Genomic DNA, 11,804 nt, shown 5'->3' with positions numbered 1-11,804 from the left:
CGTAGATGGCGGCTATGGCCGCCCCTTCCCGGTGAATTCTACTGAGTGGTAACTTCAGGCCATGTCAGAGACCCTGCCGTCCATCGGTGAACTGCTCACCGCCACGGTGCCCATGGTGCGCACCCTGAATCTGGAGTACGTCGAGACCTCGGCCGAGCACGCGGTGCTGCGCCTGCCCGACCAGCCCGAGTTCGGCAACCACGTCGGCGGGCCGCATGCGGGCGCCATGTTCACCCTCGCCGAGTCGGCGAGTGGCGCGATCGTGCTCGCCGCGTTCGGCGACCAGCTCTCCCGCGCCGTACCGCTGCCCGTGCGCGCGGAGATCGACTTCAAGAAGGTCGCCAAGGGGATGGTCACCGCGACCGCCCGGCTGGGCCGCCCGGCCGCCGAGGTGATCGCCGAGCTCGACGAGGGCCGGCGCCCCGAGTTTCCGGTCCATGTCGCGATCACTCGCGAGGACGGGGCGGTCACCGGTGAGATGGCGGTGATCTGGACCCTGCGCCCCCAGTCGTGACCGTCGTCACCGCGCCGGGAACCTTAGTGGTGCCGTGGACCGTCTCCCATGGCGGGAGCGCGGTGGCGAGCGCCGCGTCCATGATCATCGATGTGGCATGTGTGATGTGGCGGCCGCGCGCTGATTGAGTAGGCTTCCCGCCGTGCGCCGAATCGGTGCACGGCGGGAAGAGTACGGGAAATGGGGAGGAACCGGCGTTGCACATTGATCACTGGCTCGAGACCGTTCCGGCGGTCAGCGTCTATCTGCTGGTAGGCGTGGTCATCGGCCTGGAGAGCCTGGGCATCCCGCTTCCCGGGGAGATCATTCTTGTCAGCGCCAGCCTGTTGGCGGCCTCTCAAGACCACATTAATCCGTACATTTTGGGCGCGTCCGCCATTGCGGGAGCGGTCATCGGCGATTCGATCGGCTATCTCATCGGCCATAAGGGCGGTCAGCCGCTGCTGACGTGGCTGGGCCGGAAGTTCCCCAAGCACTTCAGTGCCGAGCACGTGGCCAACGCCGAGCGGTACTTCCAGAAGTGGGGCATGTGGGCGGTCTTCGTGGGCCGCTTCATCGCGCTGCTGCGCATCTTCGCCGGCCCGCTCGCCGGATGTCTGCGCATGCCGTACTGGAAGTTCCTCATCGCCAACGTGCTGGGGGGCATCGTCTGGGCCGGTGGCACCACCGCGGTCATCTACTCGGTCGGCAAGGTCGCCGAGGACTGGCTCAAGCGCTTCTCCTGGCTCGGCCTCGTGGCGGCCCTGCTGTTCGGCCTCGGCTCGATGCTGGTGATGAAGCGGCGCGCGAAGAAGTCCCATGCGGCCGCGCCGGAGGCCGGGTCCGAGGCCGAGGTGGCGTCCGGCGCCGGGCCCGAGACGGCCGAGCCCAACCGGGTCCCGGCCGCCGACTGACCCACCGGGTCCGCTTGGGCCCTGCGTCCGCTTGGGCCCTGCGTCCGCTTGGGCTCTGCGTCCGCTTGGGCTCTGCGTCCGCTCGGGCCCCGTGTCCGCTCAGGCCTGCCGCTCCCGCCGCTCACGCTCCAGTGTGGCGGCGTGGTGGTGGCGGGCCAGCTCCATATAACCCTCCGCGTTCGCCCGGATGCCCTCCCGCTCCTCCTCGGTCAGCTCCCGCCTTACCTTCGCCGGCACCCCCGCGACCAGCGAGCCCGGCGGCACCTGCATCCCCTGCGGGACCAGCGCCTGCGCGGCGACCAGGGAGCCGGCGCCGATGCGGGCGCCGTTGAGGACGGTGGCGCCCATGCCGACGAGCACATCGTCCTCGATGACACAGCCGTGCAGCACCGCGTTGTGGCCCACCGACACCCGCTCACCGACGGTGGCCGGGAATCCGGGGTCGGCGTGCATGGTGCAGTTGTCCTGGATATTGCTGCCGGCCCCCACGCTGATCGACTCGGCGTCGCCGCGCAGCACCGCGTGATACCAGACGCTCGCACCGGCGCCCAGCGTCACATCGCCGATCACCACGGACGTCGGGGCGGCGAACGCCTCCGGATCGACCTTCGGCTCCTTGCCGCCCACACCCGCGATCAACACCCGCTCCGTCACTGCCCACTCCCTGGTCTCGGCCTGGTGCTACCCGCCGCCGCCGCCGTGAACGGCGGTCGGTGGCACCGTAGCCCCACCCTCGCTCTTCCCGCTCAGTCTCGGGGCGCTGCGCGTGCTTCCCTCGTCACTGCTCGCTCCTCCGTCGCTGCGCGGCGCCTCAGTCCAGCCCGCGCAGCGCCCCGAGACACGCTCACTTGGGGGCGCCCGCTCACCCCGTCGCGAGCAGCAGCGAACCGGCCAGCGCCAGCCCGGCGCCGGTCGCCTGCACCGCGCGCAGCCGCTCGCTGAGGACCGCGCGCGCCGCGAGCGCGGTCACGACCGGGTAGAGGGCGGCGAGCACCGCGGCGACGGTCACCGGGCCGGTCTGGGCGGCCACGCTGTACGTGCCGTTCCCCGCCACATCGGCCAATCCCACGAAGGCCAGGGTGGGCAGCGCGGCCCACAGCGCGCGCACGCCCCCGCCGGCCGGGTCGAGCGCCGGGCTGCCGCGCCGTACGGACACATACAGCGCGCCGCCGCCGACCACCACGTTGCACACCCGCTGGACGAACAGCGCCAGGAACAGCCCGGTCAGTGTGGTGGACGCCGCGGCGATCAGTGTCATGACCGACCCGAAGCCGACCGCCGCGACCAGCGTGAGCACCAGCGTCTGCCGCTGTACGGACGTGCCGCCGGTCTGCGGCCCGCTCGCCAGCACGACCCCGGCCACCGCGACCGCGATCCCGGCGAACTGCAGCAGGCCGGGCCGCTCACCGAGGGCCAGCCCGACGCCGAGGGGCACGGCCACGCTGCCGAGCGCGCCGATCGGCGAGACGACCCCCATCGGGCCGAGCGCCAGCGCCCGGTAGAAACACAGCATCCCGACCGGCCCCACCACGCCCGCCGCGACGGCGTACCACAGCTGCGGCCCAACCTCCGTCCAGCCGCCACTGGCCGTGACGATGGCGCCCAGGACGACGACCGCGATGCCCTGGGAGACGACGACCACGGTGAGGGCGGGGGTGCGCCGGGTGAGAAGCCCTCCGCCGAAGTCGGCCAGGCCCAGCAGGACGCTGGTGGCCAGAGCGAAGAGTGCGGACATGGTGAGACCTCGCCGTACAGTGTGGTGGACCATTGGCAGTGCGGAGTGCACCACCGTAGTTCAGTTTGTTCGACTACGCCATTTAGAATATTGGACGGACGGACCGTGACGGACCTCGATCAGCTCACCCAGTCGCTCGCCCGCAACCTCAAGCGCTGGCGCAATGAGCGCGGCTTCACCCTGGACGCCCTCGCGGCCCGCTCCGGGGTCAGCCGAGGCATGATCATCCAGATCGAGCAGGCCCGTACCAATCCGAGCGTCGGCACCACGGTCAAGCTCGCCGACGCGCTCGGGGTGAGCATCACCACCCTGCTCGACTACGAAAGCGGCCCCAAGGTCCAGCTCGTCCCCGCCGCCCAGGCGGTGCGGATGTGGTCCACCGACGCCGGCAGCTACACCGCGCTCCTCGTCGGCACGGAGGCGCGCGGACCGCTGGAGATGTGGGAGTGGCGGCTGATGCCGGGTGACGGCAGCGACTCGGATCCGCATCCGTCCGGCACCTTCGAGCTGCTGCATGTCACGGCGGGCGAGCTGACACTGACCGTCGGGGACGAGACCTACCGGGTCCCGGCCGGCACCTCGGCGGCCTTCGAGGCGAGCGCCCCCCACGGCTACCGCAACGACGGGGCGCAGACGGTGGAGATGACCATGACCGTCTCGGTGCCCCCGGCGCGCTGAGACGGCGGCGCCCGGCCTCTGGACGGCCTGTTAACTTGACCGCATGAGTACGCCGATGGACGCCTTCGACGACCACCGTCCCGCCGTCGAATGCCTCGACCTGCTGACCGCCCCGGTGGTCGACGCGTTGCGCGCCTGGCGCGGCCCCGTACCGGTGGAGCAGGTGCTGTACGTGGACACCGACCCGGACAAGGCCGACACGGCCGTGCTCGTGGAGCACTACGGGGCCTGGCTGGTCGAGCAGTCCGCGAACTGCGTGGTGGTCGCGGGCAAGCGCGGTGGCGAGGTCACGCTCGCCGCCTGTGTGGTCCTCTCCCACACCCGCGTGGACGTCAACGGCGCGGTGCGCCGCCGGCTCGGCGCCCGCAAGGCCTCGTTCGCGCCGATGGACACCGCGCTCGGGGAGACCGGTATGGAGTTCGGCGGCGTCACGCCCCTCGGCCTGCCCGCCGGCTGGCCGGTCCTGGTCGACGCGGCCATCGCCGACACCCCGTACGTGCTCATCGGCAGCGGCCGCCGCCGCGGCAAGCTCATCCTGCCGGGCAAGGCGCTCGCCGCGCTGCCGGGGGCCGAGCTGCTGGAGGGCCTTGGCGTCTGACCCGCCGGGTACGGGGCCTGGTGCAGGCCGGCCGGGCAACGGGCCCGGGGTCAGCCCAGCCGGGGCAGTTCGATGGCGGGGCAGCGGTCCATCACCATGGCGAGCCCCGCGGCGCGGGTGCGCTCGTACGCCGCCTCGTCGACCACGCCGAGCTGGTACCACACCGCCTTGGCCCCGATGGCCACGGCCTCGTCGGCGACCGCGCCGGCGAGGTCGCCGTTGACGAACACGTCCACGACGTCCACCTCGAAGGGGATGTCGGACAGCGACGCGTACCCCTGCTCCCCGTGCACCGTCTCGGCCTTCGGGTGCACGGGGACGATCCGCTTGCCGTACCGCTGGAGCACATCCGCCACCCGGTACGCCGCGCGCGTCTGGTTCGAGGAGAGCCCCACCACCGCCCAGGTGTCACCGAGCTCGGTGAGGATCTTGCGGATCTCCGCCGGATCGCCGTACACGCCTGCCTCCTGTGGCCGGATGGTCATCTGGGATCGGCAACCAGGACAGGTCCTGGGCCATTCCCCGGGCGGCCCCCGAACGACAAAGGCATAACGACGACGACATGACGAAGACATAGGGTGGCCGGATGCAGGAGCGGTACCGGACGGTCGCGCGCGAGGGCGTGCATGAGATCGAGATCAACAAGTCGCGCTTCCTGTGCTCCCTCGCGCCCGCCGCGACCGAGCACGAAGCCCAGGACTTCATCCGGCGCGTCCGCGAACAGCACCCCACCGCCACCCACAACTGCTACGCGTATGTCATCGGCGCCGACGGCGGTGTCCAGAAGGCGAGCGACGACGGGGAGCCGGGCGGCACGGCGGGGGTGCCGATGCTCCAGATGCTGCTGCGCCGCGAGATGCGGTACGTGGTGGCCGTCGTCACTCGCTACTACGGCGGTGTGAAGCTCGGCGCGGGCGGGCTGATCCGCGCGTACGGCGGGGTGGTCGGCGAGGCGCTGGACGCGCTGGGCACCGTCACCCGGCAGCGGTTCCGGCTGGCGACCGTCACCGTCGGCCACGATCGGGCCGGACGGCTCGAGAACGACCTCCGGGCGACCGGGCGCGCGGTGCGCGGTGTGCGGTACGCCGAGGCCGTGACGATCGAACTGGGCCTCCCCGACGCGGACGTCGACGCCTTCCGCGCCTGGCTGGCGGACGCCACCGCGGGCACCGCCGCCCTCGAACTGGGAGGCGAGGCGTACCAGGACGCCCCGGGCGGCTGACCCCTTTGGCCTGTTAACGCGGCGGGATGCCGTTTGTACGGGGTTTGCAACAGTGGATGACGTGAGTGGTGATCATGGAGCGGTGCGACGGTACCGTGGCGAGGGATGCCGGTGATGAGTTGATTGGGACACGTACCGGAACGGGAAGCGGGACAGGAACGGGGGCCGCCGATGGAACTGGCTGAGCACATAGCCGCGGTGCGCGCGGGGGCGGGCGATCCGGCCGCGATGGTCGGCGAGTTCCGGCGCACGGCGGTGCTGGTGCCGGTGGCCGACGGCGGTTTCATGACGGCCGAATACGGCGGCATCCGCTGGATCTACGCCTTCACCGACGAGTCCGCGCTGGCCCGGTTCGCCACCGCACGCGGCTCCGACCCCGCCCAGGAGTGGGAGTACGCGGCCGTGCTCGGGGCGCGGCTGCTGGATGTGATGGTGCCGGAGATGGGCCGTCCCGCGGGTGTCGCGGTGGATGTGGCGGACGAGGACGGGTCGATGATGTTCCCGCCGGTGCACGGGATCGTCCCGGACGAGGTCGCGGTGGACGTGGACGAGAACGGGAACTACATCGGGGACGGCGACGAGCGGACACAGGGGGCCGGGCAGTGAGTGGCGACGGGGATCTCAATGTCGGCAAGGAGTCCGTGGACCTGATCACCAAAGGTCTGCGGGCGGCGATCGGTGAACTCAAGGACGTCGGGGACAACACCGGCGCGCTCCAGGGCTCCGGGTTCTCGGATATGACGATGTCCAAGATGGAGGCCGGGGGCAAGGGGCTGGCCGATGCGTTCGAGGGGTTCTGCGACCGCTGGGAGTGGGGCGTCCGGGCGCTGGTCCAGGACGCCAACGAGATCGCCAACCGGCTGGGCCTGGCCGCGGGCCTGATGTGGGAAGAGGACCAGTACTGGGGCAACACCCTGAAGGTCACGGTGAACGCCCTGTCGTCGACGGGGAATCCGCATCTGTCGGAGGAGGAGGTCGCCCAGCAGAGCTGGGGCGACATCTTCACCCCGGACGCGCCGGACTACAGCGCGGAGTCCTGGCAGCGCGCCGGCGACGAGATGGGGCAGACCTGGAAGGACACCGGGCGCGCGCTGCTCACCGAGGGCCAGGGCGGTATGCGGACCGACCTGATGAATCAGGCGCTCGGTATCGACGACGAGACCTTCAACCAGCAGCTGGACGAGACCTTCGGCCCCTCGCCCGAGGAGCGCGCAAGGCAGCAGGGGCAGCAAGAGGGCCCGTAGGCGAGGGCGAGTAGACGAGGGCCCGTAGGAGGGCCGGCAACCACCACAGTTCGACAGCCATCGCGGATGGCCGGCACGTCAACGCTGATCGGGGGATAGGCGTCCATGGGTTTTGGGGATTTCGTTCCGGACTTCGTCGAGGACTGGGTCGAGGACCGGGTCGAAGATGTCGGCGAGGTCGTCGACGACGTGGGGGACTGGACCGCGGACCGGCTGGATGACGTCGGCTGGGAGAGCGGGGCGGACTGGGTCCGGGACAAGTCCGACTCGGTGGCGAACGCGCTGGGTGCGGACGTCGACGAGATGCAGCTCGGGGAGACCGAGGACCCGAAGAAGCTGGTGCACGGCAGCCCCGACAAGCTCCGCTCCACGGCGAGCCATCTGAAGGACTTCCAGACCGCGTTCAACAACGTGGGCAAGGGGTTGCAGGGGCTGGACGCCGCCCATCTCAAGGGCAAGTCGGCGGACTCCTTCCGGGAGAGCGTGTCGGCCGAGCCGAAGAAGTGGTTCACGGCCGCGGACGCGTGTGAGAAGGCGGCCGCGTCGCTGGAGAGCTTCGCGGGCACGGTGGCGTGGGCGCAGAAGCAGGCCGAGGACGCGATCGCGCGCTACAACAAGGGCAAGAAGTCGTCCGATGACGCGCGGTCGGCACACAACGACAAGGTGTCGGCGTACAACAAGGCGGTCGACGCGTACAACGCGAAGCCCGAGGATCAGCGTGACAAGTCGACGCTGCCGGAGAAGCCGGGGGAGTTCCACGACCCGGGCACCGCTGACCTCGCCGCCGCCCGGGACATCCTGAGCGAGGCGCGGCGGCAGCGGAACGAGGCCCATACGGCAGCGAAGACCGCGGTGGAGACGGCGCGCGACAAGGCGCCGGCCAAGCCCTCGTACGGCAAGCAGCTGATGGACGGCCTGAACGGGCTCAACCTGGACGCTTCGCATTTCGTCGGCGGCATCGTCAAGGGCACCGCGGGCATCGCCAACTTCGCGCGGCAGATCAACCCGCTGGACCCGTACAACCTCACGCATCCGGCGGAGTACGTCACCAATCTCAACAGCACCGTCGCCGGGCTGGTGCGGATGTCCAACGACCCGTTGGGGACGTTGGGCGACATGTGGGACACCTTCAAGAAGGACCCCTCCGAAGGGCTCGGGCGGCTCGTGCCCGAGCTGATCGGCACCAAGGGACTCGGCAGCATCAAGAAGGTCGCGACCCTCGGCAGGCGCGCGGCCGAGCTGAAGCCGCCGGGCCGTGGCCTCCTGGACGAGGGCGGACCCCACGGGCGCGGCACCCCCGACGGCGTGAAGGAGACCAAGGGGTCGGACCCGATCGACTTCGCGACGGGCCGGATGTTCCTGCCGCAGACGGACATCACCCTGCCCGGTGTGCTGCCGCTGGAGTTCCACCGACGGGTCGAGTCGGGGTACCGGGCGGGGCGGTGGTTCGGGCCGTCGTGGTCGAGTACGGCCGACCAGCATCTGGAGATCGGGCCCGAGGGCGTGGTGTTCGTCTGCGAGGACGGACGGCTGCTCGACTATCCGCACCCCGCACCCGACCTGCCCACCCTGCCCAAGGCGGGCGTTGCGCGCTGGCCGCTGGAGCGCACCGTCGACGGGGACTACACCGTCACCGACCGGGACACCGGCCGTACCTACCGCTTCACGGCGCCCGCGAGTGGCGCCGACGGCATCGCGCCCATCGAGGAGATCCACGACCGCAACGGCAACCGGATCAGCTTCCACTACGCCGCCGACGGCACGCCGGCCGAGATCGTGCACTCGGCGGGCTACCACCTGAAGTTCACGACGCGGGACGGCCGGATCACCGCGCTGCGCCTGGCGGGCGCCGCCCCCGACGGCTCCGATATGACGGTGCTCCGCTACGGCTACACCGACGGCAACCTCACCGAGGTCATCAACTCCTCCGGTCTGCCGCTGCGGTTCGAGTACGACGACGAGCGCCGGGTGATCTCCTGGACGGACACCAACGACCGCCGCTACGACTACGTCTACGACAACCTTCACCGCTGCATCGCCGAGGGCGGCACCGAAGGCCATGTCTCCATCCGCGTCGACTACCACGGCGTCGACCAGCGCACCGGCCACCGGATCACCACCGTCACCAGCGCCGCCGGCCACACCCTCAAGTACCTCATCGACGAGGCATACCGGGTCGTCGGCGAGATCGACCAGCTGGGCGCGTACTCCCGCACCGAATACGACCGCCACGGCCGGCTGCTGGCCCACACCGACGCCCTCGGCCACCGCACCGCGTACGCCTACGACGAGCACGGCCGACTGGAGACCATCACCCGCCCCGACGGCAAGCACGCGACGATCCACCACAACGACCTGGGCCTGCCCGTCTCCATCACGGGCGTGGACGGGACCACGCAGACCTACGCCTACGACGAACGCGGCAACCGCCTCGCCGTCACCGACCCGGCCGGGGCCACCACCCGCTACACCTACGACGACCTCGGCCGGCTGACCTCGGTCAGCAACGCCCTGGACGAGACCACCCGGGTGCGCTGCGACCCGGCCGGCCTGCCCGTGGAGATCACCGATCCGCTGGGCGCGGTCACCATCTGCCGCCATGACGCGTTCGGCCGCCCGGTCGCCGTTGTCGATCCGCTCGGCGCGACGACCCGGATGGAGTGGTCGGTCGAGGGCAAGCTGCTGCGCCGTATCGACCCCGACGGCAGCCAGGAGGCATGGACGTACGACGGCGAGGGCAACTGCACCCACCACGTCAATGCGGGCGGCGGGGTGACCTCGTACGAGTACACGCACTTCGACCTGCTCACCGCGCGCACCGGCCCGGGCGGGGCGCGCTACGAGTTCGAGCACGACGCCGAGCTGCGGCTGGCCAAGGTCACCGGTCCCCAGGGGCTGACCTGGGCTTACGAGTACGACCCGGCGGGCCGGTTGATCTCCGAGACCGACTTCGACGACCGTACGATCCGCTATGAGCACGACGCCGCAGGCCGGTTGATCGCGCGCACCACGCCGCTGGGCGAGCGGATCGCCTTCGAGCGGGATGTGCTCGGCCGCATCGTCACCAAGGACGCCGCCGGACGGACCACCAGCTACGGCTATGACATGGTCGGGCGCCTGATCTCGGCGGCCGGACCGGACGCGGAGATCGTCCTTCAGCGGGACCGGCTGGGCCAGGTGAAGTGCGAGATGGTGGACGGGCGCGTCCTGACCCACCGGTACGATCCGCTGGGCCGCCGCATCCGCCGCACCACCCCCGGCGGAGCCACCACCGGCTACGCCTACGACGCCGCGGGCCGCCGCACCACCCTCACCGCCTCCGGCCACACCCTCGGCTTCGAGCGCGACGCCGTCGGGCGCGAGACCACCCGGCTCATCGGGGACGAACTGGCCCTGACCCAGCGCTGGGACCTGAAGGGCCGGCTCACCGAACAGGCCCTGACCGGGCCGGCCGCCGGAACCGTCCAGCGGCGCGGGTACACCTACCGGGCCGACGACCACCTCGCCGCGGTCGACGACGCGCTCCGCGGCCGCCGCACCTTCGAGCTGGACGCCGTCGGCCGGGTGACCGCGGTCCACGCCCAGCGCTGGAGCGAGACCTACGCCTATGACGAGGCGGGCAACCAGACCCAGGCGTCCTGGCCGGACAAGCACCCCGGTGCGGAGGCCACCGGCGAGCGCGCGTACACCGGCACCCGCATCACCCGCGCCGGCCGGGTCCGCTACGAACACGACGCGGCCGGGCGGATCACGCTGCGGCAGAAGAACCGGCTGTCGAAGAAGCCCGACACCTGGCGCTACGCGTGGGACGCCGAGAACCGGCTGACCTCCCTCACCACCCCCGACGGCACGGTGTGGCGCTACCTGTACGACCCGCTCGGCCGCCGCATCGCCAAGCAGCGGCTGGCCGCGGACGGCGAAACGGTCGTGGAGCGGACCGACTTCACCTGGGACGACACCACTCTCGTCGAGCAGACGACCACCGCGCCGGGCGGCCCCGGCAAGATCGTCATGACCTGGGACCACGACGGCCTCCACCCCGTCGGCCAGTCCGAGCGCATCACCGACGCCACCGGAGCGCGGGAGGTCGACCGGCGCTTCTTCGCCATCGTCACCGACCTGGTCGGCACCCCCACCGAACTCGTCGACGAGAGCGGCGCGATCGCCTGGCGCACCCGCACCACCCTGTGGGGCACCACCACCTGGCCCCGCGGCAGCGGCGCGTACACCCCGCTGCGCTTCCCCGGCCAGTACTACGACCCCGAAAGCGGGCTGCACTACAACGTCCACCGCTACTACGACCCGGAGACCGCCCGCTACGCCAGCCCCGACCCCCTGGGGCTGACCCCCGCGCCCAACCCGGCCGCCTACGTCCACAACCCCCACACCTGGAGCGACCCGCTCGGTCTCGCGCCCGACTACAACAAGTCGCCGGGACGGCTGTCGGATCCCCTTCCGCAGGGGCTGCCGAAGACATTCGTCTCCGCCTACGACGAGATCAGGGCGGGCAGGGGGATCCACCAGCGGGATCCGCACACCGGCCAGCCGCAGGTGTTCGAAGGGACCCACGCCCCGCACGAGAGGCCATGGGCGGGTGCGGAGGAATACGCGGTGCCGGGGGCGAAGAACATAGGAGAAGCTCGCATTCTGGTGAAAACCCTCCCCGACGGCCGCAAGGTGATGGGGTGGACGACCGACCACTACAAGACGATCCATCCGTTCACGGCGCCGCACTTCCCGGACAGCGGCTGGAAGTAGGCCGGGGCGGGCCGGGGCCTGCGGTTCCGTGGGGTGTGCCGGTGGCGGATCGGTCGATAGGGCTACGGTAGGGCGGTGCCGACGGCCCGGACGCGGGTCGGGTCCGGCGCGGTGACAGGAATCAGGGGCGGGGAGCCCGCGGCGGGAAGGTTACGAGTGTGC

11 protein-coding genes are annotated in these 11,804 nt (G+C 71.0%); 8 read left to right on the top strand and 3 right to left on the bottom strand.

The features are described 5' to 3' along the window. Window positions 1-61 precede the first annotated feature (61 nt). Both ACH4U7_RS43775 and ACH4U7_RS43770 read left to right on the top strand, forming a co-directional pair. The gene (locus ACH4U7_RS43775) at window positions 62-514 is read left to right on the top strand and encodes a DUF4442 domain-containing protein (RefSeq protein ID WP_398533346.1); all 453 of its coding nucleotides are present in this window, start codon (window positions 62-64) and stop codon (window positions 512-514) included. Window positions 515-711: 197 nt separating this feature from the next. Next, the gene (locus tag ACH4U7_RS43770) at window positions 712-1,407 is read left to right on the top strand and encodes a DedA family protein (protein ID WP_398533345.1); all 696 of its coding nucleotides are present in this window, start codon (window positions 712-714) and stop codon (window positions 1,405-1,407) included. A 99-nt stretch (window positions 1,408-1,506) separates the two neighbouring features. Here the strand turns inward: ACH4U7_RS43770 and ACH4U7_RS43765 are convergent, their stop codons facing one another. Next, window positions 1,507-2,061 (bottom strand): gamma carbonic anhydrase family protein, encoded by a 555-nt coding sequence (locus ACH4U7_RS43765; protein WP_398533344.1) that lies wholly within the window; start codon window positions 2,059-2,061, stop codon window positions 1,507-1,509. Window positions 2,062-2,269: 208 nt separating this feature from the next. Next, a complete protein-coding gene (locus tag ACH4U7_RS43760) occupies window positions 2,270-3,142 on the bottom strand; it encodes an EamA family transporter (protein ID WP_398533343.1) in 873 nt (290 codons plus the stop codon). A 105-nt stretch (window positions 3,143-3,247) separates the two neighbouring features. Between ACH4U7_RS43760 and ACH4U7_RS43755 the strand changes: the two genes are divergently transcribed. Both ACH4U7_RS43755 and ACH4U7_RS43750 read left to right on the top strand, forming a co-directional pair. Next, on the top strand, window positions 3,248-3,820 hold the full coding sequence (locus tag ACH4U7_RS43755) for a helix-turn-helix domain-containing protein (RefSeq protein ID WP_398533342.1): 573 nt from the start codon (window positions 3,248-3,250) through the stop codon (window positions 3,818-3,820). Window positions 3,821-3,863: 43 nt separating this feature from the next. Further along, on the top strand, window positions 3,864-4,418 hold the full coding sequence (locus ACH4U7_RS43750; RefSeq protein WP_398533341.1) for a YbaK/EbsC family protein: 555 nt from the start codon (window positions 3,864-3,866) through the stop codon (window positions 4,416-4,418). A 50-nt stretch (window positions 4,419-4,468) separates the two neighbouring features. Here ACH4U7_RS43750 and ACH4U7_RS43745 read toward each other — a convergent pair whose 3' ends face one another. After that, window positions 4,469-4,876 (bottom strand): CoA-binding protein, encoded by a 408-nt coding sequence (locus ACH4U7_RS43745; RefSeq protein ID WP_398533340.1) that lies wholly within the window; start codon window positions 4,874-4,876, stop codon window positions 4,469-4,471. 128 nt (window positions 4,877-5,004) lie between these two features. Here ACH4U7_RS43745 and ACH4U7_RS43740 point away from each other — a divergent pair, with 128 nt between their 5' ends. The 4 genes from ACH4U7_RS43740 to ACH4U7_RS43725 all read left to right on the top strand — a co-directional run bounded on the left by ACH4U7_RS43740 (window position 5,005) and on the right by ACH4U7_RS43725 (window position 11,642). Beyond that, on the top strand, window positions 5,005-5,640 hold the full coding sequence (locus ACH4U7_RS43740; protein WP_089511754.1) for a YigZ family protein: 636 nt from the start codon (window positions 5,005-5,007) through the stop codon (window positions 5,638-5,640). Window positions 5,641-5,811: 171 nt separating this feature from the next. Next, window positions 5,812-6,246 carry an SseB family protein gene (locus tag ACH4U7_RS43735; protein WP_398533339.1) on the top strand — a complete coding sequence of 145 codons (435 nt, stop codon included), beginning with the start codon at window positions 5,812-5,814 and terminating at the stop codon, window positions 6,244-6,246. After that, window positions 6,243-6,884 carry a hypothetical protein gene (locus tag ACH4U7_RS43730; protein WP_398533338.1) on the top strand — a complete coding sequence of 214 codons (642 nt, stop codon included), beginning with the start codon at window positions 6,243-6,245 and terminating at the stop codon, window positions 6,882-6,884. Before ACH4U7_RS43735 ends, ACH4U7_RS43730 begins: the two co-directional genes overlap by 4 nt. Before the next feature lie 105 nt (window positions 6,885-6,989). Next, window positions 6,990-11,642 carry a putative T7SS-secreted protein gene (locus tag ACH4U7_RS43725; RefSeq protein WP_398533337.1) on the top strand — a complete coding sequence of 1,551 codons (4,653 nt, stop codon included), beginning with the start codon at window positions 6,990-6,992 and terminating at the stop codon, window positions 11,640-11,642. The last annotated feature ends 162 nt before the right edge of the window (window positions 11,643-11,804 follow it).

Origin of the sequence: Streptomyces sp. NPDC020845 (assembly GCF_044334165.1) — a bacterium.
In the GTDB taxonomy this organism is placed as follows: domain Bacteria; phylum Actinomycetota; class Actinomycetes; order Streptomycetales; family Streptomycetaceae; genus Streptomyces.
This window is presented reverse-complemented; position numbering and strand designations above follow the sequence as displayed.

Coding starts and splice junctions, on each gene's coding strand:
- ACH4U7_RS43775 (WP_398533346.1), top strand. CDS start 62: ATGTCAGAGACCCTGCCGTCCATCGGTGAACTGCTCACCGCCACGGTG.
- ACH4U7_RS43760 (WP_398533343.1), bottom strand. CDS start 3,142: ATGTCCGCACTCTTCGCTCTGGCCACCAGCGTCCTGCTGGGCCTGGCC.
- ACH4U7_RS43750 (WP_398533341.1), top strand. CDS start 3,864: ATGAGTACGCCGATGGACGCCTTCGACGACCACCGTCCCGCCGTCGAA.
- ACH4U7_RS43740 (WP_089511754.1), top strand. CDS start 5,005: ATGCAGGAGCGGTACCGGACGGTCGCGCGCGAGGGCGTGCATGAGATC.
- ACH4U7_RS43735 (WP_398533339.1), top strand. CDS start 5,812: ATGGAACTGGCTGAGCACATAGCCGCGGTGCGCGCGGGGGCGGGCGAT.
- ACH4U7_RS43725 (WP_398533337.1), top strand. CDS start 6,990: ATGGGTTTTGGGGATTTCGTTCCGGACTTCGTCGAGGACTGGGTCGAG.